This window comes from Actinocorallia libanotica (genome assembly GCF_039525175.1).
Lineage (GTDB): Bacteria > Actinomycetota > Actinomycetes > Streptosporangiales > Streptosporangiaceae > Actinocorallia > Actinocorallia libanotica.
This window is the reverse complement of record NZ_BAAAHH010000005.1, coordinates 274,261-297,962: the sequence shown is the minus strand read 5'-3', so window position 1 is coordinate 297,962 and position 23,702 is coordinate 274,261. Positions and strand designations below refer to the sequence as shown.

At 72.0% G+C, this 23,702-nt stretch carries 24 protein-coding genes; 11 read left to right on the top strand and 13 right to left on the bottom strand.

The genetic code is table 11. From position 1 onward, the window contains the following. Positions 1–69 precede the first annotated feature (69 nt). Positions 70–681, top strand: coding sequence for a TetR/AcrR family transcriptional regulator (locus ABD140_RS09855; RefSeq protein ID WP_344239093.1), 612 nt, complete (start codon positions 70–72; stop codon positions 679–681). A gap of 8 nt (positions 682–689) precedes the next feature. Further along, positions 690–1,349 (top strand): DUF4245 domain-containing protein, encoded by a 660-nt coding sequence (locus ABD140_RS09850; protein ID WP_344239091.1) that lies wholly within the window; start codon positions 690–692, stop codon positions 1,347–1,349. Here the strand turns inward: ABD140_RS09850 and ABD140_RS09845 are convergent. Next, on the bottom strand, positions 1,346–1,564 hold the full coding sequence (locus tag ABD140_RS09845) for an exodeoxyribonuclease VII small subunit (RefSeq protein ID WP_344239089.1): 219 nt from the start codon (positions 1,562–1,564) through the stop codon (positions 1,346–1,348). The genes ABD140_RS09850 and ABD140_RS09845 overlap by 4 nt on opposite strands. A 109-nt stretch (positions 1,565–1,673) precedes the next feature. On the opposite strand from ABD140_RS09845, the gene xseA reads away from it, so the two are divergent. Together xseA and ABD140_RS09835 are read left to right on the top strand one after the other, a co-directional pair. Next, on the top strand, positions 1,674–2,870 hold the full coding sequence (gene xseA / locus ABD140_RS09840; protein WP_344239087.1) for an exodeoxyribonuclease VII large subunit: 1,197 nt from the start codon (positions 1,674–1,676) through the stop codon (positions 2,868–2,870). Between the two features lie 66 nt (positions 2,871–2,936). After that, a complete protein-coding gene (locus ABD140_RS09835) occupies positions 2,937–4,142 on the top strand; it encodes an MFS transporter (RefSeq protein ID WP_344239085.1) in 1,206 nt (401 codons plus the stop codon). Here ABD140_RS09835 and ABD140_RS09830 read toward each other — a convergent pair. Then, complete coding sequence (locus tag ABD140_RS09830) at positions 4,117–5,079, bottom strand: aminotransferase-like domain-containing protein (RefSeq protein ID WP_344239083.1); 963 nt, start codon at positions 5,077–5,079, stop codon at positions 4,117–4,119. The two genes, ABD140_RS09835 and ABD140_RS09830, sit on opposite strands and share 26 nt — an antisense overlap. Positions 5,080–5,182: 103 nt before the next feature. Next, entirely contained in the window at positions 5,183–5,497 is a 315-nt protein-coding gene (locus tag ABD140_RS09825; RefSeq protein WP_344239081.1) for a GntR family transcriptional regulator, read from the bottom strand. A 72-nt stretch (positions 5,498–5,569) separates the two neighbouring features. Here ABD140_RS09825 and ABD140_RS09820 point away from each other — a divergent pair, with 72 nt between their 5' ends. From ABD140_RS09820 to ABD140_RS09805, 4 genes are all read left to right on the top strand, one after another. Next, positions 5,570–6,490, top strand: coding sequence for a DMT family transporter (locus ABD140_RS09820; RefSeq protein ID WP_344239079.1), 921 nt, complete (start codon positions 5,570–5,572; stop codon positions 6,488–6,490). A 24-nt stretch (positions 6,491–6,514) separates the two neighbouring features. Continuing rightward, positions 6,515–8,167 (top strand): fumarate hydratase, encoded by a 1,653-nt coding sequence (locus ABD140_RS09815; RefSeq protein WP_344239077.1) that lies wholly within the window; start codon positions 6,515–6,517, stop codon positions 8,165–8,167. Positions 8,168–8,258: 91 nt separating this feature from the next. Continuing rightward, positions 8,259–9,578 (top strand): serine/threonine-protein kinase, encoded by a 1,320-nt coding sequence (locus ABD140_RS09810; RefSeq protein WP_344239075.1) that lies wholly within the window; start codon positions 8,259–8,261, stop codon positions 9,576–9,578. A 61-nt stretch (positions 9,579–9,639) separates the two neighbouring features. After that, positions 9,640–11,082, top strand: coding sequence for a class II fumarate hydratase (locus ABD140_RS09805; RefSeq protein ID WP_344239073.1), 1,443 nt, complete (start codon positions 9,640–9,642; stop codon positions 11,080–11,082). A gap of 6 nt (positions 11,083–11,088) precedes the next feature. On the opposite strand, the gene ABD140_RS09800 is transcribed toward ABD140_RS09805, so the two are convergent. From ABD140_RS09800 to mca, 10 genes are all read right to left on the bottom strand, one after another. Beyond that, the gene (locus tag ABD140_RS09800; RefSeq protein WP_344239071.1) at positions 11,089–11,667 is read right to left on the bottom strand and encodes an aggregation-promoting factor C-terminal-like domain-containing protein; all 579 of its coding nucleotides are present in this window, start codon (positions 11,665–11,667) and stop codon (positions 11,089–11,091) included. Between the two features lie 320 nt (positions 11,668–11,987). Next, positions 11,988–12,443 (bottom strand): aggregation-promoting factor C-terminal-like domain-containing protein, encoded by a 456-nt coding sequence (locus tag ABD140_RS09795; protein WP_344239069.1) that lies wholly within the window; start codon positions 12,441–12,443, stop codon positions 11,988–11,990. 406 nt (positions 12,444–12,849) lie between these two features. Further along, positions 12,850–13,608, bottom strand: coding sequence for an aggregation-promoting factor C-terminal-like domain-containing protein (locus tag ABD140_RS09790; protein ID WP_344239067.1), 759 nt, complete (start codon positions 13,606–13,608; stop codon positions 12,850–12,852). A 292-nt stretch (positions 13,609–13,900) separates the two neighbouring features. Then, positions 13,901–15,220, bottom strand: a complete 1,320-nt coding sequence (gene phoH2, locus ABD140_RS09785) for an RNA 5'-3' helicase PhoH2 (RefSeq protein WP_344239065.1) — start codon at positions 15,218–15,220, stop codon at positions 13,901–13,903. 125 nt (positions 15,221–15,345) lie between these two features. Beyond that, positions 15,346–16,158, bottom strand: a complete 813-nt coding sequence (locus ABD140_RS09780) for an isoprenyl transferase (protein ID WP_344239062.1) — start codon at positions 16,156–16,158, stop codon at positions 15,346–15,348. Between the two features lie 101 nt (positions 16,159–16,259). Next, positions 16,260–17,423, bottom strand: coding sequence for a C40 family peptidase (locus tag ABD140_RS09775; RefSeq protein WP_344239060.1), 1,164 nt, complete (start codon positions 17,421–17,423; stop codon positions 16,260–16,262). Between the two features lie 123 nt (positions 17,424–17,546). Further along, positions 17,547–19,490 (bottom strand): thioredoxin domain-containing protein, encoded by a 1,944-nt coding sequence (locus tag ABD140_RS09770; RefSeq protein ID WP_344239058.1) that lies wholly within the window; start codon positions 19,488–19,490, stop codon positions 17,547–17,549. Between the two features lie 9 nt (positions 19,491–19,499). Next, a complete protein-coding gene (locus ABD140_RS09765) occupies positions 19,500–20,342 on the bottom strand; it encodes a glycoside hydrolase family 16 protein (RefSeq protein ID WP_344239056.1) in 843 nt (280 codons plus the stop codon). A 111-nt stretch (positions 20,343–20,453) separates the two neighbouring features. After that, complete coding sequence (locus ABD140_RS09760) at positions 20,454–20,672, bottom strand: hypothetical protein (RefSeq protein WP_344239054.1); 219 nt, start codon at positions 20,670–20,672, stop codon at positions 20,454–20,456. Then, entirely contained in the window at positions 20,669–21,544 is an 876-nt protein-coding gene (gene mca, locus ABD140_RS09755; protein ID WP_344239052.1) for a mycothiol conjugate amidase Mca, read from the bottom strand. The genes ABD140_RS09760 and mca overlap by 4 nt, the downstream gene beginning before the upstream one ends. A 79-nt stretch (positions 21,545–21,623) precedes the next feature. Here mca and ABD140_RS09750 point away from each other — a divergent pair, with 79 nt between their 5' ends. The 3 genes from ABD140_RS09750 to ABD140_RS09740 all read left to right on the top strand — a co-directional run bounded on the left by ABD140_RS09750 (position 21,624) and on the right by ABD140_RS09740 (position 23,695). Continuing rightward, complete coding sequence (locus ABD140_RS09750) at positions 21,624–22,046, top strand: DUF4307 domain-containing protein (protein WP_344239050.1); 423 nt, start codon at positions 21,624–21,626, stop codon at positions 22,044–22,046. A 145-nt stretch (positions 22,047–22,191) separates the two neighbouring features. After that, positions 22,192–22,695, top strand: a complete 504-nt coding sequence (gene greA / locus ABD140_RS09745) for a transcription elongation factor GreA (RefSeq protein WP_344239048.1) — start codon at positions 22,192–22,194, stop codon at positions 22,693–22,695. 187 nt (positions 22,696–22,882) lie between these two features. Next, entirely contained in the window at positions 22,883–23,695 is an 813-nt protein-coding gene (locus ABD140_RS09740) for an RDD family protein (RefSeq protein WP_344239047.1), read from the top strand. The last annotated feature ends 7 nt before the right edge of the window (positions 23,696–23,702 follow it).

Below are 23,702 nucleotides of genomic sequence, written 5' to 3'. Positions count from 1 at the left end.
CAAATTGGACCAGACCAGAGCGGCGGCCCGCGAGCCGACCCCACCCGTGGTGGCGTAATCTCGACGTCCATGAGCAGCGAGATGGAGGAGACCTCCACCAGGGTCTCCGAGCGGGGCCAGGCCACCCGGGGCGCCCTGTTGCGAGCGGCCCGGGAAGTGTTCTGCGAACAGGGCTTCGCCCAGGCCGCCGTCACCGACATCGTGGCCCGCGCCGGGGCCAGTGTCGGCAGTCTTTACCACCATTTCAACGGCAAGGCCGACCTGTATCTGACGCTGTTCGAGGAATTCCAGGTACGCCAGCAGGAACGCACCCGTGAGGCGATCCACCAGATCCGCGAAAACGGCGACGACGACCCCAAGAGCCAGTTCCTGGCCGGCGCCGCCGCCTATCTGGAGGGCTCGGTCGCCGAGCGGGAGCTGTCCCGCCTGTTCATCTCCGGCGACGGCCCGCCCGGCTTCGACCGCATCATGCGCGAGCGGCTGAACAAGTGGGCGCGCCGCAACGCCGCGCTGTTCCACTCCTCCAAGGCGGGCGGCTTCAACGAGCCGCTGGTCATCGTGCTCACCGGCGCGATGATCAGCGCGGTCGACGTCGTCTCGGCCGGCGAGGACATCGAACGCTCCCGCAGGCTCGCCGACAACATCATCAAGGTGCTCGCCACCATCCAGCCCGTCGAATGACCGCATCCATGACGAACTCCGCAGACACCGCGAACACCCGGACCCCCGCCGGCAAGGGCCCCAGGCGCGAGACCCGGGTGGTCACCGAAGGCCTTCTCAAGCGCTACACGTCCGGCCCCGGCCAGTTCGTGCTGGCCATCGGCGCCTGCCTGGCGATGGTCCTGGCGGTCTTCCTCATCACCCCGAACGAGGACGACCCGCCGATCCCCAGGACGATCGACTACACCTGGGAGGCCAAGGAGTTCGCCCGCAAGGCCCCGTACGAGACGTACGCGCCCACCGGGCTCCCCGCCTCCTGGGCCGCCACCGGCAGCCGCCTCACCGGCACCAACGCCGCGCCGAAGGCCGGGAAGCCCGTCGCCTGGCACCTCGTGCTGGTCCCCCCGTCCCACCGCTACGCCGCCCTCGAGCAGAGCAACGAGGAGCCCGACGGCGCCAGGGGCTTCGTCGCCCGGATGACCAACGTGCCCAAGTCCACCCCCGGCCACGCGGCCGGGCGGCGGACCGTCGAGGGCGTCGTCTGGGACCAGTACTACCAGCGCGACAAGAAGCAGTACTCCCTCGTCCGGCGCCTGGCCGACAGCACGATCGTGCTCACCGGCACCGCCGACTACGACGAGCTCGCCGTCCTCGCCGCGGCCCTGACCCCGCAGCCGAAGGACTCCTAGAAGGGCGCGTCGCCCTCGCCCGGCTGCGGCGCCATCGCGGCGGCCAGCCGGGCGCGCGCGCCTTCCAGCCACTCCTCGCAGACGCCCGCGAGCTTCTCGCCCCGCTCCCACAGGGCGAGCGACTCCTCCAGGGTGAGGCCGCCGGTCTCCAGCCGCTTCACCACCTCCGCGAGCTCGTCGCGGGCCTTCTCGTACGAGAGCGTCTCCTCGGCCATACGGCCAGCGTACGGCCCGGACGGCCGCGGTGCGGCGAGGAGCGGCCGAGCCGCGCCCCGCGGACGCGGGGGCCGCCCCCCGCGTGGGCACAGCCGATAGCCTCGCGGTATGGCTTTGCAGACCTCGGCGGAAGCGCCCGTGCCGGTCCGGACCGTGCTCCAGCTGGTGGGCGGGTGGATCGGGCGGCTCGGGCGGATCTGGGTGGAGGGGCAGATCACCGAGCTGAACCGGCGGGGGGCGACGGTCTACCTGACGCTGCGGGATCCGGCGGCCAACATGTCGGTGCGGGTCGTGGGGCCGCGGGGGGTGTTCGACAACCCGGCCGTGGTCGACGGGGCGCGGGTGGTGGTGCACGCCAAGCCCGACTTCTACATCAACCGCGGGTCGTTCTCCCTGACGGCCGTCGAGGTGCGGGCCGTGGGGATCGGGGAGCTGCTGGCGCGCCTGGAGCAGCTGAAGCGGACGCTGGCGGCGGAAGGGCTGTTCCGGCCGGAGCGCAAGCGGCCGCTGCCGTTCCTGCCGGGGACGGTGGGGCTGATCTGCGGGCGCGACTCCGCGGCCGAGCGCGACGTGCTGGAGAACGCGCGGCGGCGCTGGCCGGCGGTGTCGTTCAAGGTGGAGCCGGTGGCCGTCCAGGGCTCGTACGCGGTCGGCGAGGTGGTGGGGGCGCTGCGCAAGCTCGACGCCGACCCGGAGGTCGAGGTCATCGTCATCACCCGGGGCGGCGGCTCGCTGGAGGACCTGCTGCCGTTCTCCGACGAGACGATGGTCCGGGCGGTGGCCGCCGCGCGGACCCCGGTGGTCTCGGCGATCGGCCACGAACAGGACAACCCGCTGCTCGACCTGGTCGCCGACCACCGCGCCTCCACGCCGACGGACGCCGCCAAGCGCGTCGTCCCGGACGTGCGCGAGCAGGTCGCGCTGGTGCGCCAGCTGCGGGACCGGGGGCGCCGCGCGGTCACGGGGCGGGTCGAGCGGGAGATGACGTGGCTGGCCTCCGTGCGGTCCCGTCCGGCGCTGGCCGACCCGGTGCGGGAGGTCGAGCGCCAGCACGAGCGGGTGCTCGCGGCGCGGGACCGGGCGCGGCGGGCGCTGGGCGCGGCGCTGGACCGGGCCGAGGACCGGCTCGCCCACACCCGGGCGCGGCTGACGGCGCTGTCCCCGGCGGCGACGCTGGAGCGCGGGTACGCGATCGTGCAGCGGCCGGACGGCGCGGTCGTGCGCGGCGCCGGGGAGCTGGCGGCGGGCGACGCGCTGCTGGTCAGGCTGCCCGACGGCAAACGCACTGTACGCGTGGAAGAATGAACCCTTGACCTGGTTCATCCAGGTCCATAGCCTTCCGTGAACCTTTCTCACCTTTTGGGAGTGAGCATGCGGGATCGGCAGGCCAGGATCGCCACCTACGCGGCCTTCGGCATCCAGGGGCTGTGCTTCGCCTCCCTGGTCACCCGGGTGCCCCAGATCCAGAAGGCGCACCACCTCAGCGACGCCGACCTGGCGATCGTGCTGCTGCTCGTCCCGGTCATCGCGGGCCTGGGCAGCGTCCTGTCCGGCCTGGCCTTCCAGCGGTTCGGCAGCGGCCCCGTCCTGCGGATCGGCCAGCCCGCGGTCGCCGCGACCATCACCCTCATCGGCCTGACCGGCGGGGAGCTGCTCCCCCTGTACGCGTCCGTCGCCCTGTTCGGCCTCGCCGTCGGCGCGGTGGACGCCTCGATGAACGCGCAGGCCGTCGCCGTCGAACGCCACGAGGGCAGGAGCGTCACCTCCGGCTTCTACGCGATGTGGAGCGCCGCGGGCATCCTCGGCGCCCTGTGGACGTCCCTCGCCAACAAGCTCGACCTCTCGCTCTTCGTCGGGTTCGGCATCCCCGCGCTCGTCGGCGTCGCCGGCTCCCTCCTCCTCGGTCCGCGGCTCTACCGCAAGGCCGAGGAGGGCTCGGGCCCCTCGTCCGCCGAGCTGAAGTCCGCGGGCAGGCTCGTCCCCTGGCGGCCGGTCGTCCTGGTCGGCATCGCGATGGGCTGCTTCTACATCGCCGACGCGGCCATCTCCAACTACAGCGCCAAGTACCTCGAGGACGAGCTGTCCGCGAGCGGCGCCGTCGCGCCCCTGGCCTACGGCGCCTACCAGGTCGCGATGGTCCTCAGCCGCGGCGTCGCCGACCTCGGCGTCCGCCGGTACGGCCCGGTGAACGTCATCAGGCTGGGCGCGGTCGTCGGCTTCCTCGGCATGGCCGGCGTCATCGCCGCGCCCAACGCGCTCCTGGCGATCGCCGCCGTCACCGTCATGGGCCTGGGCGTGTGCGTCGTCGCCCCGATCGCCTTCTCCGCGGCCGACCGCGTCGACTCCACCGGCCTGGGCATCGCGGTCTCCCGCGTCAACCTCTTCAACTACGCCGGCTTCGTCCTGGGCGCCGGCATCATCGGCGCCTTCGCCCCCGCCGAGGGCGAGAGCAACCTCCGCGTCGCCTTCATGATCCCCGCCGCCCTCATCCTCGTCATCCTCTTCCTGGCCCCCTCCTTCGCCCCCAGGCCCGCCGACCCCGCCGGCCCCGTCAAGCCCGCGCCGGCCCCCGCCTGACCGCCGCCGAGAGCCGGGCCACCGCCTCGCCCAGCCGCGCCTCGCCGAGCCCCGCGTAGCCGACGATCAGCGCCGCCGGACCCGACGTCTGGACGAGCACGCCCCGGGAGGCGGCCGCCTCGGCCAGCCTCGGCACCGGCCGGGGCAGGCGCAGGTAGAGGTGCAGCCCGGCCGAGACGCCGCTGATCCCGGCCTCGGGCAGGTGGACGGCGAGCGCCTCCACCAGCGCGTCGCGGCGGGAGCGGTAGCGGCGGCGCATCCGGCGCAGGTGCCGGTCGTAGGCGCCGGAGGCCAGGAAGCGGGCCAGCGCGTGCTGGCCGACCACCGGGGAGCCCAGGTCGGTGTCCATCCGGTGGTGGGCGACGCGGTCGGCCAGCGGCGCGGGCGCCACCATCCAGCCCAGCCGCATCCCGGGCGCCAGCGTCTTGCTCACCGAGCCCAGCAGGACCGTGCGGCCGGGGGCCAGCGCCTGGACGCAGCCGACGGGGTCGCGGTCGTAGCGGAACTCGGCGTCGTAGTCGTCCTCGATGACGAGCGCGCCGGTCTCCTCGGCCCAGGCGACCAGGGCGGCGCGGCGGCGGGAGGAGAGCACGACGCCGGTGGGGAACTGGTGGGCGGGCGTGAGCAGGACGGCCCCGGCCGACGAGCGGGCGAGCGCCGCGACGTCCATGCCCTCGCCGTCCACCGGGATCGGGATGAGGGGCACCCCGGTGGCGCGCAGCATCGGAAGCTGCCGCTCGGAGGTGGGGTCCTCGACGGCCAGCGGCGCCCCGGTCAGCCGGACCACCGCCGACAGCCCGTGCGCGACGCCGGCGGTCACCACCACCTGCTCGGGCGTCGCGGCGCCCGCCCGCACCCGGCCGAGGTATCCGGCCAGCTCGCGGCGCAGGGCGGGCACCCCGGCGGGGTCCGGGTAGGCGAAGTCGGCGTGGGCCATGTCCTCCAGCGCCTGCTTGAGGGCGGCGGCCCAGGCCGTCCGGGGGAAGGACGCCAGGTCGGGCGTGCCGGGTAGCGGGGAAAGCCGGGCATGGGAGAGGTCCTCACTCGGGCAGGGTGTCCAGGGTTCCCCGGGCCTCGGGCCGCGCCCGCCCCGCCGGAGCCGGGACGGCGGGCAGCCGGGCGACCCGGGTGCCGTCGCCGGGCCGCGAGACGAGGAAGCCCTCGGCGGCGAGCTGCTCGTAGGCGGTGACCACCACGCCCCGGGAGACGCCCAGGTCCTGGGCGAGCGCGCGGGTGGAGGGCAGGCGGGCCGCGGGCACGAGCCGCCCGGAGCGGATCGCGTCCCGCAGGCGGGCCGCGAGCTGGACGCCCAGCCGCCCCGCCGCGCGGTCGAGGTCGAGGTGCAGGTCGAGCACGGGAATGGTCCTTGATATCGCCGAGGAAACGGACCTGTTTCCAGGACCAGCGGCTTCCTACCTTCTCATCTCATGGAAGTGATGACACGGCCCGCCGAGCGGGCGGGCGCGGACGCGCGGGGCATCGCGGGGGCGGCGTGCGCGATGGTGCTCATCGGCACCCTCATGGCGGTCTCCGCGGTGCTCGGCGGCTACCCGCTGTTCTTCGGGCAGGCGGTCCGCTACGGGCTGGCCGCGCTGATCCTGCTGCCGCTCGCCCTGCGCGATCCGCTGCGGCCGCGCGGCGTCCGCGAATGGGCCCTGCTGACCGCGCTGGCCGCCACCGGGCTCGCCGGCTTCAACTACTGCCTGATCGAGGCGGCGCGCTCGGCCGACCCCGCCACCGTGGGGGCGGTCGTCGGCGCCTCCCCGGTGATCCTGGCGGTCGCCGGCCCGCTCGTCGGCGGCTACCGGCCGTCCGGCCGGGTGCTGCTGGCCGCGGCGGCCGACGCCGCCGGCGCCGCGCTCGCCAACGGGCTCGGCGACGGCGACCTCCGCGGCCTGCTCTTCTCGCTGGGCGCGCTCGCCGGCGAGGTGCTGTTCTCCCTGCTCGCGGTGCCGCTGCTCCCCCGGCTCGGGCCGCTGCGCGTCTCGGCCTACAGCACCGCGCTGGCCGTCCCGCTGCTGCTGGCCGCGGCCCTGGCCGCGGGCGAGGCCCCCCGGCTCCCCTCGCCCGGGGAGGGGGCGGCGCTCGGCTACACCGGCGTCGTGATCACCGCGGGCGCGTTCCTGCTCTGGTTCGACGCCCTGGGCAGGATCGGGCCCGACCGCGCCGCGCTGTTCGGCGGGCTGATCCCCGTCTCGGCCGCCGCCACCGGCGCCGTGCTCGGGTTCGGCGCCCCCTCCGGCGGCCAGATCCTCGGCTGCCTGCTGGTGGGCCTCGGCGTGACCTGCGGGGTATCGCCGCCAGGGCGAAGGTTTACCCTGGGTGCGGCCACAAGCCGGAACCGCTGAAATTTTCACAGTGCGAGGGATGGAATGCCTGAGTTCGCCTACACCGACCTGCTGCCGCTCGGCAAGGACACCGAGACCGAGTACCGGCTGCTCACCACCGAGGGGGTCTCCACGGTGGAGGCGGCGGGGCGCACCTTCCTCCAGGTGGAGCCCGAGGCGCTGCGCCTGCTCACCGAGACCGCCATCCGCGACATCTCGCACCTGCTGCGCCCGGCGCACCTCGCCCAGCTCCGCCGGATCCTCGACGACCCCGAAGCCTCCCCCAACGACCGGTTCGTCGCCCTGGACCTGCTGAAGAACGCGGGCATCTCCTCCAGCGGCATCCTGCCGATGTGCCAGGACACCGGCACCGCGATCGTCATGGGCAAGCGCGGCCAGAACGTCCTCACCGACGGGAACGACGAGGCGCACCTCTCCCGCGGCGTCTACGACGCCTACACGAGGCTGAACCTGCGCTACTCCCAGATGGCCCCGCTGACCATGTGGGAGGAGAAGAACACCGGCACCAACCTCCCCGCCCAGATCGAGCTGTACGCCACGGGCGGCGACGAGTACAAGTTCCTCTTCATGGCCAAGGGCGGCGGCAGCGCCAACAAGTCCTTCCTCTACCAGGAGACCAAGGCCGTCCTGAACCCCAAGCGCATGCTCTCCTTCCTGGAGGAGAAGATCCGCAGCCTGGGCACCGCTGCCTGCCCGCCCTACCACCTGGCGATCGTCGTCGGCGGCACCTCCGCCGAGTACGCGCTGAAGACCGCCAAGTACGCCTCCGCGCACTACCTCGACCACATGCCGACCGAGGGCTCCATCGGCGGGCACGGCTTCCGCGACCTGGAGCTGGAGCAGCAGGTCTTCGAGCTCACCCAGAGGCTCGGCATCGGCGCCCAGTTCGGCGGCAAGTACTTCTGCCACGACGTCCGGGTGATCCGCCTGCCCCGGCACGGCGCTTCCTGCCCGGTGGCGATCTCCGTCTCCTGCTCGGCCGACCGCCAGGCCGTGGCCAAGATCACCGCCGAGGGCGTCTTCCTGGAGCGGCTGGAGACCGACCCCTCCCGCTTCCTGCCCGACACCACCGCCGACCAGCTCGACGACCAGGTCGTCAGGGTCGACCTCAACCGGCCGATGGCCGAGATCCGCAGCGAGCTCTCGCGCTACCCGGTCAAGACTCGCCTGTCCCTGAGCGGCCCGCTGGTCGTCGCCCGCGACATCGCCCACGCCAAGATCAAGGAGCGCCTGGACGCCGGCGAGGGCATGCCGCAGTACCTCAAGGACCACGCCGTCTACTACGCCGGCCCGGCCAAGACCCCCGAGGGCTACGCCTCCGGCTCCTTCGGCCCCACCACCGCCGGGCGCATGGACTCCTACGTCGAGGAGTTCCAGGCCGCGGGCGGCTCGATGGTCATGCTGGCCAAGGGCAACCGCTCCCAGCAGGTCACCGACGCCTGCAAGGCGCACGGCGGCTTCTACCTCGGCTCCATCGGCGGCCCCGCCGCCCGCCTCGCCCAGGACTGCATCAAGAAGGTCGAGGTGCTGGAGTACCCCGAGCTCGGCATGGAGGCGGTCTGGAAGATCGAGGTCGAGGACTTCCCCGCCTTCATCGTCGTCGACGACAAGGGCAACGACTTCTTCAACGAGGGGAAGGCCGTGACCTTCATGCCCGGCGTCCCGTCCCGCAAGTAGGCGAAGAGGCCCTGCAGGAGTGAAGAGGACGTTATATCCAGAGATTCCATCTGGTGTCTGACAAGCCGCTTGCTCCTGTATCTTTGCCCGCATGACTCAGACGGAGCACTTCGTTCTGGCGAAGCGTTACCGCCTGCTCCATGCACTCGGACACGGGGCGATGGGCACGGTGTGGCGCGCCCACGACGAGCTGCTGGAACGCGACGTCGCGATCAAGGAGATCCGGTTCCCCGCGGAGCTGGACGAGAACGACCGCGTCGTGTTCTACCGCCGCACGCTGCGCGAGGCCCGCGCCCCCGCCCGGGTCCGGCACAAGTCCATCATCGAGGTCTACGACGTCGTCCAGGAGCACGCGCGGCCCTGGATCGTGATGGAGCTCATCGAGGCGCCGACCCTCGAGCAGCACATCAAGGAGCAGGGACCGCTGCGTCCGGAGGACGCGGCGGCCCTGGGCCGCCAGCTGGTCGACGCCCTCGAGGAGGCGCACGCGGCCGGGGTCCTGCACCGCGACATCAAGCCCAGCAACGTGCTGCTGGCCCCCGGACGGGTGGTGCTGACCGACTTCGGCCTCGCGGTCACCAACGGCTCGTCCACCATCACCAAGGTCGGCACGTTCGTGGGCTCCCCCGCCTACGTCGCGCCCGAGGTGGCGCGCGGGGAGAAGGCCACGCCCGAGTCCGACCTGTGGTCGCTCGGCGCGACGCTCTACTGCGCGGTCGAGGGGCGTCCCCCGTTCGACTACGAGAACGTGATGGCGACGCTGTCGGCGGTCCTCACCGAGGACCCCGCGACCTCGCAGCGGGCCGGCGACCTCGGCCCCATCATCAACGGCCTGCTGCAGCGCAACCCCAAGCGGCGGCTCAGCCACGCCCGGTTGGCCGAGCGGCTGGAACGCGCCTCGACGCCCAAGCGCAGCGCCTCCTCCTCCACTCCCCCGGAGGGCGCGAGCGTGCTGTCCTCCTCGGGCCTCCCCAGCCGGCGCAGCGGCGCGCACCGCGCCCGGCAGGGCCCGTCGAACGGACTGCGCCCCTACCTGGTGTTCGGGCTCCCGGTCGTCGGCGTCCTGGCGGTCGTCGCCGTCCTGCTCGTCCTGCTCGGCGGCGGCGAGGACGAGCCGTCGTCCACGGCGGCCCCGTCCGAGGGCTCCACCCCGCTCAGCGCCGCCACGGACGTGGTGGTGGTCAAGGCCAAGGGCGGCGAGTGCAAGCTCACCACCGTGGTCGGCAGGGAGGGCGGCGCGGCCGGCACCGTCAACAACGTGCGGGTCCTCGACGGCCAGGTCGCCCGGTACAACTCCGTCCCGATGGACCTGACGGTCAGCGACGGGAAGATCTGCCAGGTCGTCATCAACGGCGAGGCGCAGCCGGCCAAGGCGGGCGAGCAGACCTACCGCGACATCGACCGCCCGTGAAAGACCGGGCGGACTCCCCCGCCCAGGAATAAACCGCCCCGCCCGGGACATCACCCTGAATATGGATGACTCTCGGGCAGGCGGCTTCCGTATCGAACACGACTCCATGGGCGAGGTGCGCGTCCCGGCCGACGCCAGGTGGCGCGCCCAGACCCAGCGGGCCGTGGAGAACTTCCCCATCTCCGGGCTGCGGCTCTCCCGCGCGCACATCCGCGCGCTGGCGCTCATCAAGGCGGCGGCCGCCGAGGTCAACGCCGAACTGGGCGTGCTCGACCGGGACCTGGCCGAGGCCATCTCCTGGGCGGCCGGGCAGGTCGCCGACGGCCGGTGGGACGGGCACTTCCCCGTCGACGTCTTCCAGACGGGCTCGGGCACCTCCTCCAACATGAACGCCAACGAAGTGCTGGCGACCCTGGCCGAGGAGAGGCTGGGCCGCCCCGTCCACCCCAACGACCACGTGAACGCCTCACAGTCCTCCAACGACGTCTTCCCCTCCTCCATCCACCTGGCCGCCACCGAGGCCGTGGTGACCTCTCTCATCCCCGCGCTGGGCCATCTGGCGGAGGCGCTGGAGCGCAAGGCCGCGGAGTTCGCCACGGTGGTGAAGGCGGGCCGCACCCACCTCATGGACGCCACCCCGGTGACGCTCGGTCAGGAGTTCGGCGGTTACGCCGCGCAGGTGCGGTACGGGATCGAGCGGCTGGAGGCGGTCCTGCCCCGGCTCGGCGAGCTGGCGCTGGGCGGCACGGCCGTGGGCACCGGCATCAACACCCCGCCGGGCTTCGGCGGGCGGGTGGCGGAGCTGCTGGCGCAGCGGACGGCGCTGCCGGTGCGCGAGGCCAGGAACCACTTCGAGGCCCAGGGCGCGCAGGACTCGCTGGTGGAGGCGAGCGGGGCGCTGCGCACCATCGCGGTCGGCCTGAACAAGATCGCCAACGATCTGCGCTGGATGGGCTCGGGGCCGCGCGCGGGCCTGGCCGAGCTGCGGCTGCCGGACCTGCAGCCGGGGTCGTCCATCATGCCGGGCAAGGTGAACCCGGTGCTGCCCGAGGCGGTCGCGATGGTCGCCTCGCAGGTGGTGGGCAACGACGCGGCGATCGCGTTCGGCGGGGCCTCGGGCTCCTTCGAGCTGAACGTCCAGCTGCCGGTGCTCGCCCGCAACCTGCTGGAGTCCATCTCGCTGCTGGCCAACGTGACGCGGCTGCTGGCCGACCGCTGCATCGACGGCCTGGAGGCCGACGTCGAGCGCTGCCTGGAGTACGCCGAGGGCTCCCCCTCGATCGTCACCCCGCTCAACCGGCACCTGGGCTACGAGGAGGCCGCCGTCATCGCCAAGCAGGCGCTGGCGCAGCGCAGGACGATCCGCGACGTGGTGCTGGAGCGGGGACACGTCGAGGGCGGCACCCTTTCCCTGGCGGAGCTGGACGCCGCCCTCGACGTGTTGGGGATGACCGGACACCGCAAGGCGGAAGCGGCCGGGGAGCCGGACGCGACCGGCCGCTGACCGCCGTCAGTACCAGCCGGAGGCTCCGAAGTGGGCCCAGGCGGCGCAGGGCGTGCCGTACCGGCCCTTGATGTAGCGCAGGCCCCACTTGATCTGGGTCTCGGGGTTGGTGCGCCAGTCCGCGGCGATCCCGCCCATCTTGGAGCCGGGCAGTGCCTGCGGGATGCCGTGCGCGCCGGAGGAGGGGTTGCGCGCCAGGTGGTTCCAGCCGCTCTCCCGGGTCCACAGCCGCTCCAGGCAGCGCCACTGGCGCTTGTCGTCCCAGCCGAAGCGCTCGGCGAGCTCCAGGCCGACCACCTTGTTGCGCTCGACGCGCGAGAGGGACCGCTTCTTCTGCTGCTTGCGCGCGGCCCGTACGGCCTTCTTCAGGGCCTGCGCCTTCTGCACCTTCTGGATCACCTGCGCGGCCGGGACCCGGTGCACCTCGTGCACCTGGGGGTTGATCCGGACGGCGCTGCCGCCGGACGGCCGGCTCACGTTCGCCTCCGCGGCCGCGGGGGCGGACCACAGGCCGGTCGCGGCCAGGACGGCGGTGGCCGCGACCGGCAGGCGGCGGCTGATCCCAAGCGGGCATGTTCCGATCAAGATGTTTCCTTCGTCGATCGCGGCACCGGCCGTGCCGCGTACGGTCCCCGCCCCGTCGGCGCCGTCCGCGCGGCGGGATGCCGCGCGGGTGGCCGGACGCCTTGACCGCGGGAGCCCCGCCCGGAAGCGGGACCCCGGGGCGCTTGAGGAGCGCGGGAGGTCCCGGGCTCCGCTCACCGTGCGAGGTGACACGGCAGGTACCGTCACCGCGAAACAAACGGATCGATCATGGAAACCGTGGATCTTGACCGGGAATTGTGTGCTTCCCGGGCACGTCCTGAGGGGAGCGCGCCCGGCTTGACCCCGGGATCAGCGCAAGATCAGTACCAGTTGCGGGACTGGAAGTGCGCCCAGGCGCCGCAAGGCGTCCCGTAACGTCCCTTGATGTAGCGCAAGCCCCATTTGATCTGCGTTCTCGGATTGGTCCGCCAGTCACTGCCCGCGGAGCCCATCTTCGACGCGGGCAGCGCCTGCGGGATGCCCCCCGCGCCCGACGAGGAGTTGTAGGCGCGGTGGTTCCAGTTGCTCTCCTTGGTCCACAGCTTCGCCAGGCAGCCGAACTGCCGGTCGGACCAGCCGCGCTTCTTCACCAGCTCGCGCCCGTGCGCCTTGTTGCGCTGCTTGACCGTGAGCTTCTTGCTCCGCGCCGCCTTCCGGCTCACCGTCTGCGCCGTCTGCAGCACGGTGGCGCCCGACGAGGCGTTCGTCGTTCCGGTCTCGGCGTGGGCGCTCGTGCCCGTCGCCGTCGCGCCGAGACCGAGGGCCAGGCCCGTCACCGCTGTAACGACCGCCGCCTTTACTCCGATAGAGGCGTGAAGTCGGTTGTACCGGTTATGGGGGGCCTGGGGGGTGGTGTGTCCGGACACAGGGGGTTCCTTTGCTCGGCCCGACGCCGATCACGTCCTGGGCGGAAACCACACCGGGCAGAGCAGCCGCCGAAGAGGGCGACGATCGGGCTCCGGGAAGGGCGCACGAAGGCGCACGGGCGCGGGCGCGGGGCCCGCTCATCCGGGGTGGGCGCGGCGAGAGAGGCGGACGCCTCGGGGCTGCTCGCCGCTTATGGGGTTGTGAGCCCGCTCCGATGCGGGCGAAACGTGCCGCCTGGGGCGGCGGAGGCGGCGGGGCGCCGCCTCACCCGGACGCGCGGTCCGGGAAGTCTCACGGGGGTACCGGCGACCGTGCCTAGTACCAGTGGTTGGCCTGGAAGTGCGACCAGGCGCCGCACGGGCTGCCGTAGCGGCCCTTGACGTAGCCGAGTCCCCAGCGGATCTGGGTCGCGGCGTCGGTCTGCCACTTCGGCCCGGCGCTGGACATCTTCGAGCCGGGGTTGGCCTGCGGGATGCCGTAGGGGCCGTCGACGCGACCGGCGGTGGTGCGCCAGCCGCTCTCGCGGTTCCACAGCTGGTAGAGGCAGTCGTACTGCTCGTCCGCCTTCCAGCCGTACCCGGGGAGCATCTTCTTGGCGATCGCCTGCGCCGACCCGGGCGGCACCGGCGGCCCGGGGGGCACCGGCGGCGCGGCCGTCTCGGAGGGCTCCGGGGTGGGGCCCTCCTTGACCGTGTGCGAGGGGACCTTGTCCTTGCGGGCGGCGTCGTCGGCGCGCTCGCGGACCGCCTTGCGCTCCTCGCGGGCGACGGCCTTGGGGTCGGCCGTCTCGGTCGGCGGGGTGTCCGCCGGCGTCTGCGCGTCCGGCTTGACGACGCTGGCGGTGAGCGGACGCTCTCCGGCGTCGTCCTCGCCGCCGGAGGCCAGAGCGAAGATCGAGACGCCCACCACCACCGCCAGCGCGGTGATGGCCCCGGCCACGAAGATCCGGCCCGGCTTCGGCGGGGTCGCCGCCGCCTCCAGCCGCTCCGCGGCCTCCCCGGCGACCTTCACGTCGGGGTGCGGGCTGTCCGGCCCCGCTGGTTCCCAAGCCCTGGGCGGTGCTTCGATGGGCACGCTCCGGCTCCTTCCAGCGGTTCGACGGGTCTGTCACTTCCGTGGGAAACCATGCCGCAGAGCCGGGGGTGTCCCGCAACCCGATCCCGGTGATTGCTTGACTCCGAGACGTGCTCGGCTTACCCGAAATTTTAAAAAAGCCCCGCCGGAGCAGGGCTTTCAGGTGTTGCGGATAAGTTCTGTGACTCTCGTCACACTTAACGGTAACGAACGGATCACATCACCCGGAGTCATAGCGAAACTCACCGCCCGCACCGGAGTGCGGACGGTGAGTCATGGGTAAGGAGGAGGATCAGGCGCCGATGTCGTTCAGGAGATCGGTCACCAGAGCCGCGATCGGGGACCGCTCGGACCGGTTGAGGGTCACGTGCGCGAAGAGCGGGTGGCCCTTGAGGCGTTCCACGACCGCCGCGACGCCGTCGTGCCGGCCGACCCGGAGGTTGTCCCGCTGCGCCACGTCGTGGGTCAGCACCACCCGGGAGTTCTGGCCGATGCGGGACAGGACGGTGAGAAGTACGCCACGTTCCAGCGACTGCGCCTCGTCCACGATCACGAACGAGTCGTGCAGGGAGCGGCCGCGGATGTGGGTGAGCGGCAGGACCTCCAGCATGCCGCGTTCCAGGACCTCCTCGATGACCTCGGGCGTCGTCACCGCCGAGAGGGTGTCGTAGACGGCCTGCGCCCACGGCGACATCTTCTCGTTCTCCGAGCCCGGCAGGTAGCCCAGCTCCTGCCCGCCGACCGCGTACAACGGGCGGAAGACCACCACCTTGCGGTGCTGGCGGCGCTCCAGGACGGCCTCCAGGCCCGCGCACAGGGCCAGCGCGGACTTGCCGGTGCCCGCCCGGCCGCCCAGGGAGACGATGCCGATCTCGTCGTCGAGGAGCAGGTCCAGGGCGATGCGCTGCTCGGCCGAGCGGCCGCGCAGCCCGAACGCCTCCCGCTCGCCGCGGACCAGCCGCACCGACTTGTCCGGCAGGACGCGCCCCAGCGCCGAGCCGCGCTCCGACAGCAGCCGCAGGCCGGTGTGGCAGGGCAGCTCGCGCGCCGCCTCGACCTCCAGCCGCTGGGTCTCGTAGAGCTCCTCCACGTCCCCGGCGGTCACCTCGAGCTCGCGCATGCCGGTCCAGCCGGACTCCACGACCATCTCGGCGCGGTACTCCTCGGCGGGCAGCCCCACCGCGGAGGCCTTGACCCGCAGCGGCAGGTCCTTGGAGACCAGGACGACGTCCTTGCCCTCCACGGCCAGCCAGCGGGCCACCGAGAGGATGCGGGTGTCGTTGTCCCCGAGCCGGAACCCGTCCGGCAGGACGCTGGGGTCGGAGTGGTTGAGCTCCACCCGCAGCGTGCCGCCGTGGTCGCCGATCGGCAGCGGATCGTCGAGCCTGCCGTACTCCAGCCGCAGGTCGTCCAGCGCACGCAGCGCCTGGCGGGCGAAGTAGCCCAGTTCGGGGTGATCGCGCTTGGCCTCCAGCTCGGTGATCACGACGATCGGGATGACGATCTCATGTTCGGCGAACCGGGTGATGGCCGCGGGGTCCGCGATGAGAACGCTGGTGTCGAGGACGTAGGTGCGGCCGGCGGGAGCCGGACGCGTGGAGGGTGTGCCCACTCGCTCTCCTTCGGGCGCGGACGAGCGCCCTTACCTGGGAAATTGCTGCCTCGGCCAGGAAAAGCGAACAGCCCCGGCATGACAGCTGCATGACGGGGCCGTGAACTTGCGGTTCGTATCGCTTCTCAGGTGCCGAAGCGTCGGTTCCTCGCGGCGTAGGAGCGGAGCGCCCGCAGGAAGTCCACCCGGCGGAAGTCCGGCCAGTGGACCTCGCAGAAGTGGAATTCCGAGTGGGCGCTCTGCCAGAGCATGAAGCCGGAGAGGCGCTGCTCTCCCGAGGTCCGGATGACCAGATCCGGGTCGGGCTGACCGCGGGTGTAGAGATGCTCGGCGATGTGCTCCACATCGAGGGTCTCGGCAAGCTCCTCGATGCCGGTGCCTTGTGCCGCCTGCTCCAGGAGCAGGGAGCGAACCGCATCAGCGATCTCACGCCTACCTCCATACCCAACGGCGACGTTCACAATCAGCCCGTCGGCATGAGATGTGGATTCCCCGGCATTTTTAAGGACACGAGCTGTCTTGTCGGGCAGGAGATCGAGGGCGCCGACCGCCTGGACCCGCCATCCGGCGCCCACGAGCTGCTGCACGGTGTTCTCGATGATCCGCAGCAGGGGCTCCAGCTCCCGGGCGGGCCGCGACAGGTTGTCGGTGGACAGCAGCCAGAGGGTGACCACCTCGACGCCCGCCTCGGTCGACCAGCGCAGCAGGTCCGAGATCTTGTCCGCGCCCGCCTGGTGTCCGGAGTTGACGTCCGACAGGCCCATCTCCCGGGCCCAGCGGCGGTTGCCGTCCAGGATCACCCCCACGTGCCGGGGCGCCTGGTCCCGCGGCAGGTACTTCTCGACGCGCCCCTCGTACAGCCGGTAGGCCAGATCGCGGATCGCGCCATAGGGACGGCTTCGCTTGATCCGATCCTTGACGGTGCGTTTGACCTCCACTACGACAGTCCTCCTCGGTTCGGCCGTTTCATTATCGCCGCACCGGACCGTTTGTCTCCCAGGATCACGGATCTGTGTCGCGGCCGGTCAGGGCCGCGTCCTCAGCCCGCGAGCCGCGCGGCGGCCCGCCGGTCGATCCGCACCGCGCCGCGGAAGCCGCGGAGGTACACCTTCTGGATCTTGACGACGTCGCCGGTGCGCGGCGCCACCAGCATCCGGTCCCCGCCCAGGTACAGGGCGATGTGGGAGATCGTGCCCGGGGCGGTGGGGTCGTTGGCCCAGATGAGCATGTCCCCCGCCCGCGCCTGCTCGAAGGGGAGGACGGGGCCGGTGCGCGCCTGGTCCTCGGCCACCCGCGGCAGCCGGATCCCCGCCTGGGCGAACGCCCACTGCATCAGGCCGGAGCAGTCGTAGCCGCCCTCGGCGTCGGACTCCCCGCCCCACACGTACGGCATGCCGAGCTTGGTCATGCCCGCGTTGATCGCGGTACGGATCTCCAGGGCGCTCAGCCCGGTCCCGCCCCCCGAGGAGCGGAAGTCGAAGCTCGCGTTGAGCGCGCGCAGCGTTCCCGCCTTCTCGGGCACGAGCCGGGCGACGGCCTTGCGGATCCGGTCGGCGTCCTTGCCGGCCGAGGCGATGAGCAGGACGTTGTCCTCGGCCATGCCCAGGCGCCGCGCCGTCGCCTCGGAGACCACCGCGTCGATGTCGCCGATCCCCATCGTGGCGTGGGCGCCGACCCGCACCTCGCTCTCCCGGGCGCCTCCGCTGACCGCCACGCGGCTGTCCAGCGACACGCCGCCGTCGCTGCCGAGCACGAACGAGACGGCCACGTCCCCGGCCGCGACGTTGCGCCACAGGCCGTCGTGCTTCGCGGTGGGCTCCGGCGTGAAGTTGCGGAAGGTGGAGGGGTCCACGCCGAAGATCCCCACCTCTTTCCCGGCGAGCCTCGCGCGGGCGCCGTCGACGCGTTCGACGCCGGTGACGCCCTTGATCCGGCGGACCTTCTCCAGCAGGGCGTCCGGGACCGCCTCGCGGCCCCGGGCCACGAACATGAGCCGGGGCTCCACCCGCCGCCCCGCGGGCGCCACGTCCAGGCCGAGCCGGTCCTTGCCCGCGACGGCGACCAGCTGCTCGGTGGTGGGCCCGGCCGCGGCCTTCCGGTCCTCTCCGGCATGCCCGGCCAGGACGGCGACGTCCACCGCGAGGACGGTCGTGATGGCCGCCGCGATGGCCGCCGGCAGCACGCGACGGCCCGGCTTGCGCACCCGCACTCCCTGGCTCCCCCGGTCCCTTGGAAAGACATACGCCCACAAAGACTCAAGAAAGCCTAAAACGTGAGTTCCCTCACTGTAAACGCTGACAGTCCATCCAATACAGCCCGGGGCCCCCTACTGCCGGGCCAGCTCCTGGCTGAGCGCGGCCGGAGTGGTCACCGGCATCCGGCAGGCGAAGTCGCGGCAGACGTAGGCGGCGGGCTCCCCGCCCACCGGCTCCCGTCCGGCCAGCAGCGGCACCTCGTCGCCTTCGCCGACCGTCACGACCGCGCCCGGCGAGGTGCACATCAGGGCCGTGCGGTGCAGCGCCTGCGTCGCCGTGTCGTCCAGCGGTCCCACGATGGCGATCTCCACCGGCCCGTGCAGGGCCGCCGACGCGACGGCCAGGCCCCAGCCGACGAAACGGGCGTGTCCCGCCGCCAGGGGGACGACCACGCCCAGCGCGTCCAGCGCCGCCCGGCGGTGCTCGGCGGAGCCCGTCAGCGCCGCGTAGGTGAGCAGAGCCCCCGCCGCGCCGGTCTGGCCGGACGGCGTCACGTTGTCCGTGGGGTCCTTGGGGCGCCGGAAGAGCTCCTCGGCGTCGTCGGCGGTGTCGTAGAAGCCGCCCTCGCCGTCACCGAAATGCGCGAGCACGACGTCGAGCAGGACCCCGGCGCGCCGCACGTACTCCGGCTTGCCGGTGACCCCGTGCAGCGCGAGCAGCCCTTCGGCGACGTCCGCGTAGTCCTCCAGAACACCCGCGTTGGTGCCCGCGGCACCGTCTCTGGACGTGCGCAGCAGCCTGCCGTCGGCCATGTGCACCTCTTCCAGGAGCGCGGCGATCCGCTCGGCCGCCTCGACGAGGTCGGGCCGGTCGAACAGGGCGCCGCACTCGGCCAGCGCCGCCATCGCCAGGCCGTTCCAGGCCGCGACCACCTTGTCGTCCCGGGCGGGCCGCACCCGCGAGGCGCGCGCCTCCAGCAGCCGGTCCCGCAGGTCCTCCGGCAGGTCGCCCTCCAGCTGGAGGGTGGACGAGCCGTGCTCGAACGTCCCCTCCGCAGTGACCTTGAAGGCCCGCGCGGCACGGGCGGCGTCCTCTTCACCCAGCACCTCGGCGAGCTGCGCGGGCGTCCAGACGTAGAACCTGCCCTCCACGCCCTCGCTGTCGGCGTCGAGCGCCGACGCCAGGCCGCCCTCGTCCGTCCCCAGCTCCCGCAGCATCCAGTCGCAGGTCTCCAACGCGATCCGCCGCGCCAGCGGAGTCCCGTCCTTGCGCCACCAGTGCGCGTACACCCGGGCGAGCTGCGCGTTGTCGTAGAGCATCTTCTCGAAGTGCGGGACGACCCAGCCCTCGTCCACGCTGTAGCGGGCGAAGCCGCCGCCGAGCTGGTCGTAGATCCCGCCCCGGGCCATGGCCTCCAGGGTCCGCGCGGCCATCCGCTCCGCGTCGCCCTGCCGCAGCAGGAACTCCATCACCATGGACGGCGGGAACTTCGGCGCCCCGCCGAACCCGCCGTGCCGCTCGTCGAACGAGCGCCCCAGCACCTGGACCGCCTGGACGAGCACCGCCTCGGTCAGCGGCGACCCCTGCTGGAACCCCGCCTGGTCCCCCAGGGCCGCCACGATCTGCTGCCCCTGCTCGACCAGCTTCTCCCGCTGGTTCTCCCACGCGCCCGAGACCGCGTTCAGCAGCCCCTGGAACCGCTCGCGGGGAAAGTAGGTGCCGCAGTAGACCGGATGCCCCTCGGGCGTCATGAAGACCGTCATCGGCCATCCGCCCTGCCCCGTGAGCGCCTGCGTGGCCTCCATGTAGACGGCGTCCACGTCGGGCCGCTCCTCGCGGTCGACCTTCACGTTGACGAACCGCTCGTTCATGAGCTTCGCCGTCGCGGCGTCCTCGAAGCTCTCGTGCGCCATCACATGGCACCAGTGGCACGCCGCGTAACCGACGCTCAGCAGGATCGGCACGTCGCGACGGCGCGCCTCCGCGAACGCCTCCTCGCCCCAGGGAAACCAGTCGACCGGGTTCTCCGCGTGCTGGAGCAGGTAGGGGCTGGTGGCATCCTTCAGACGGTTCATGTGTTCACCCTAAGAGGCGGAGGTTTGCGAGGGCAGGGGGTAGATGCGTACCCAGTCCACGTGCATCGTCACGCGGTCCGGGGTGTCCGGGCCCTGGCACTGCTCCTTGGAGTAGCAGACGAGGTCGTTCTGCAGGGCCAGGTGCATGTCGGCCTTCTGGGGGATGTTCCTGCCGGTGTGCTCCCAGACGATCTTCCCGTCGATGAAGAAGGTCATCCGGTCGGGGAACCACTCCAGGGCGAAGACGTGCCAGCGGGTGAAGTCGCCGTCGATCGCCTTGGACGAGGTGTCGTCGTCCTCGCCCTGGTGGACGAAGAGGCCGGCGGTGCGGCGGGCGGGGTCGGGGATCTCGGCGAAGTTGATCTCGGCCCACTCGGGCTCGCCCTGGCGGGTGGGCCACAGCAGCATGACGGCCGAGTAGCCGGCGCCGGGGTCGGCCTTCATCCTGGCCTCGAAGCGGCCGAAGGTCTGGGGGTAGTGGGCGGCGACGCCGCCGGACAGCAGCCTTCCGCCGTAGCGGGCGCCGGTCAGGCGCAGGACGCCGTCCTTCACCGAGACGGCGCGGCGGGTGCGGGGGTGGGTGCCGCCGGGGTCGTGGTAGACCGCCCAGCGGGAGAGGTCGATCCGGTCGCCCGCGAAGTCCTCGTCCAGGGCCGGCGGCCCCCAGCCCACCGGGGGCCGCGGCACCGTGGTGGGGTGGACCCGCACCGCAGCGGCGCGCGGTGCGGGGCGCTCTCCGGGAGGTCGCGCGGAGGACGTGGAGAGGGTGCCTCCGGTGGCCAGGTGGGAGCCCACGGGGATGAGCAGGAGTGCCGCCGCCAAGCCGTACCCGAGCCGCTTCATGCGGCTCATGCAAGCAAGGAATGCCCCGGGGGCGACCCGCGCCCGCCGCCGTTCACCCGAACATGGGCTTTTCCTGACCGGAAGCCGACCCGGCGCGCTCCGGCCGGCGCACTCCGCCCGCTACTGGGAGGCGTCGCCCTCGGCGCGGGCCGCCTGGGCGACCTCCCACGCCTCCTGGTCCAGGTCGGCCTGGCGCGGCGCGTTCACGTTGGAGATGCGCTTGTTCATCGACTTGATCAGGAACACCAGGGCGATGCCCATGCAGACCACGACCAGGGTGCCCAGCGCGCCCGGGGAGACCGTCTCGTCGTTCAGCTCCTGCGCCAGGATCAACATCATGCGCCCACTTTCTCCCTGATGCCGGCGAAAAGGTCATCTTCCGGCAACTCGGTGTCGACCAGGGACCTGGCCAAATGGTAGTCCTCGGTCGGCCATGCCCTGCGCTGGAGGTCGGGCGGGCAGGCGAACCACCAGCCGTTCGGGTCGATCTGGGTGGCGTGCGCGATCAGCGCGGCGTCCCTGACCTCGAAGAAGTCACCGCACGGCACCTGGGTGGTGGACGGCCACGGCATCGGCCGGTCCTCCCAGTTGGCGATCCAGTCCAGGTAGGGGGACTCCTTGCCCGCCTCCACCAGCGCCCCGTGCAGGGCCAGCAGGCGCTCCTTGTGGAAGGTGAGGAAGTAGTACATCTTCAGCGGCTGCCAGGGCTCGCCCAGCTCCGGGTAGCGGTCGGGATCGCCGGCGGCGTCGAACGCCGCGGCGGAGATCTCGTGCGTCTTGATGTGGTCGGGGTGCGGGTAGCCGCCGTTCTCGTCGTAGGTGAGGACCACGTGCGGCCGGAAGGCGCGCATCTGGCGCACCAGCGGGGCGGTGGCCTCCTCCAGCGGGACCAGCGCGAAGCAGCCCTCGGGCAGCGGGGGCAGCGGGTCGCCCTCGGGCAGCCCCGAGTCGACGAAGCCCAGCCACTCCTGGCGCACGCCCAAGATCTCGCGGGCGGCGTCCATCTCGGCCTGCCGCACCGCGGTCAGGTTCGCCTTGACCTCCGGCCGGTCCATCGCCGGGTTGAGGATGTCGCCGCGCTCGCCCCCCGTGCAGGTGACCACCAGGACCTCGACGCCTTCGGCGACATAGCGGGCCATCGTGGCCGCTCCCTTGCTCGACTCGTCGTCGGGATGGGCGTGCACGGCCATCAGCCGCAGGGTCTCTGCCACCGGGGGCGCTCCCTATGCTTAAAGTGAGATTCGATTCCGAGATTGTTGCAGTCAACGCCGACAGAACCGCGAGGATTCCATGTCCGTCCACACCGAGACCGAACGACACGGGGAATCCGCGCCGGAACCCGCGCCGAAGCGGTCCGTCGGCACCTGGATCGGCTACGGCGTCATCGGCGCCTTCGTCGCCCTGTGCATGGTCGGGTGGGCCGTCGTCATGGGCAACGCCGGGGACAGCCGCAGCGGCATCAACGGCATCTCCGGCCGGACGATCTCCTACAAGGCCGAGAGCGACACCTCGCTGCAGATGACCTTCCAGATCCTCAAGCCCGAGGACGCCCGGGTGGTGTGCACCGCCCGCGCCCAGGCCTCGGACGGGCTCGTGGTGGGCGAGCAGCGGGTCGTCGCCGAGCCCGGCAAGAGCACCTCCAGCCAGATGATCTACCTCGCCACCAGCGCGAAGGCGCACACCGCCGAACTGCGGGACTGCGCGCGTTCCTGACCGTCGGATGGCAGGTTCCAGATCGCCGTCGGTGGGAACCTTTACTCTGATCGACCGGATAGGCTTGAGGTTTCGCGCACGGCGCCCGACCCCCGGGGGCCACGGCGAGACATCCGGCCACATCTCGTGGAAGCTAGGAGTACCCGTGACCGAGACCCGCACTGACAACGTCACCTGGCTCACCCAGGAGGCGTACGACCGCCTCAAGGGCGAGCTGGAGTACCTTTCGGGTCCTGGCCGCAAGGAGATCGCCGCGAAGATCGAGGCCGCCCGCGAGGAGGGCGACCTGAAGGAGAACGGCGGCTACCACGCGGCCAAGGAGGAGCAGGGCAAGATGGAGGGCCGCATCCTCCAGCTCCGGCAGATCGTCGACAACGCCCGGGTGGGCGAGGCGCCGGTCAGCGCGGACGGCAAGGTCACCCCGGGCATGACGGTGACCATCTCCTTCGAGGGCGACGACGAGGAGGTCACCTTCCTGCTGGCCTCCCGCGAGGAGCAGGGCTCCCCCATCGACGTCTACTCCCCCAAGTCGCCGCTGGGCGCGGCGATCAACGGCAAGAAGATCGGCGACAAGGCCTCCTACACGCTGCCCAACGGGCGCGCGATGACCGTCGAGATCATCGAAGCGGTGCCCTACGCGGGCGCCTGACCCCTCTCCTCCCTGCTCGGTTCCGCAGCGCCCACGGCCCCCGTGGGCGCTGTTCGTCTTCTTGACCATTTCTTGACCGACTTTCCGCCCTCTCCCTACCCGCCAGACCCACCAAGACACCTCCAATAGACCATCAAATCGGACAATCAGTTGGTTTGAGCGCGCGATTCCCGGTGATCTTGCGACTATGACGCAACCGCCGCAGAATCCCTCGCAGGAACCCGGCCCCCACCAGGGCCACGGCTCCTCCGACCCCTACGGCCAGAACCCGCCCCCTTACGGCGGGCAGTCCCCCTATGGAGGCGGGCAGCAGCCGCCCTACGGCGGACAGCCTCCCTACGGCGGGGGACAGCCGCCCTACGGCGGGCAGCAGCCCCCTTACGGCGGCTACGGCAGCGGCAGCGACTACGGAGGCGGCAGCGGGTACGGGGGCCACGGCGGCGGTCCCGGCGGATACGGGGGGTACGGCGGTCACGGCACCGCCCCTCCCATGATCGCGAGCAAGGGCAAACGCCTCCTGGGCATCATCATCGACTGGATCATCTACGGGATCGTCTCCTGCTGCATCACGCTGCCCTTCGGCTCCGACAGCCGCAACTTCGTGGTCGAGCGCCCGGACGGCGGCATGCGGTTCGACTTCGACCAGCTCTACTCCGCCGGCCAGGTCGTGGCGAGCCTGGTGGTGGCGATCCTGGCCTTCCTCTACTTCTGGCTGCTGACCTACCGCTGGAACGGCCAGACCCTCGGCAAGAAGGCGGTGGGCACCCGGGTGGTGCGCGAGCAGGACGGCGGGCCCGTCGACGCGAGCGCCGCGGCGATCCGCTCGGCGGTCTTCGTGGTGCTGGCCTACATCTGCTGCGTGGGCTTCCTCGTCGACGCGATCTGGATCTTCACCAATCCCAAGAACCAGACCCTGCACGACAAGGCCGCCAAGACGGTCGTCGTCGACGCCACCGGCGTCAACCCTTATCGGTCGGGCACCTCTGGACAGTCGTACTGAGCGCCCC

What these genes read in the sequence shown, in the direction of transcription:
- ABD140_RS09830 (WP_344239083.1), bottom strand. Translation starts at nt 5,079, where the DNA reads ATGGCCCACGCCGACTTCGCCTACCCGGACCCCGCCGGGGTGCCCGCC.
- ABD140_RS09835 (WP_344239085.1), top strand. Translation starts at nt 2,937, where the DNA reads ATGCGGGATCGGCAGGCCAGGATCGCCACCTACGCGGCCTTCGGCATC.
- ABD140_RS09810 (WP_344239075.1), top strand. Translation starts at nt 8,259, where the DNA reads ATGACTCAGACGGAGCACTTCGTTCTGGCGAAGCGTTACCGCCTGCTC.
- ABD140_RS09855 (WP_344239093.1), top strand. Translation starts at nt 70, where the DNA reads ATGAGCAGCGAGATGGAGGAGACCTCCACCAGGGTCTCCGAGCGGGGC.
- ABD140_RS09850 (WP_344239091.1), top strand. Translation starts at nt 690, where the DNA reads ATGACGAACTCCGCAGACACCGCGAACACCCGGACCCCCGCCGGCAAG.
- ABD140_RS09815 (WP_344239077.1), top strand. Translation starts at nt 6,515, where the DNA reads ATGCCTGAGTTCGCCTACACCGACCTGCTGCCGCTCGGCAAGGACACC.
- ABD140_RS09845 (WP_344239089.1), bottom strand. Translation starts at nt 1,564, where the DNA reads ATGGCCGAGGAGACGCTCTCGTACGAGAAGGCCCGCGACGAGCTCGCG.
- ABD140_RS09805 (WP_344239073.1), top strand. Translation starts at nt 9,640, where the DNA reads ATGGATGACTCTCGGGCAGGCGGCTTCCGTATCGAACACGACTCCATG.
- ABD140_RS09820 (WP_344239079.1), top strand. Translation starts at nt 5,570, where the DNA reads ATGGAAGTGATGACACGGCCCGCCGAGCGGGCGGGCGCGGACGCGCGG.
- ABD140_RS09750 (WP_344239050.1), top strand. Translation starts at nt 21,624, where the DNA reads ATGTCCGTCCACACCGAGACCGAACGACACGGGGAATCCGCGCCGGAA.
- ABD140_RS09760 (WP_344239054.1), bottom strand. Translation starts at nt 20,672, where the DNA reads ATGATGTTGATCCTGGCGCAGGAGCTGAACGACGAGACGGTCTCCCCG.
- ABD140_RS09740 (WP_344239047.1), top strand. Translation starts at nt 22,883, where the DNA reads ATGACGCAACCGCCGCAGAATCCCTCGCAGGAACCCGGCCCCCACCAG.
- xseA (WP_344239087.1), top strand. Translation starts at nt 1,674, where the DNA reads ATGGCTTTGCAGACCTCGGCGGAAGCGCCCGTGCCGGTCCGGACCGTG.
- ABD140_RS09770 (WP_344239058.1), bottom strand. Translation starts at nt 19,490, where the DNA reads ATGAACCGTCTGAAGGATGCCACCAGCCCCTACCTGCTCCAGCACGCG.
- ABD140_RS09765 (WP_344239056.1), bottom strand. Translation starts at nt 20,342, where the DNA reads ATGAGCCGCATGAAGCGGCTCGGGTACGGCTTGGCGGCGGCACTCCTG.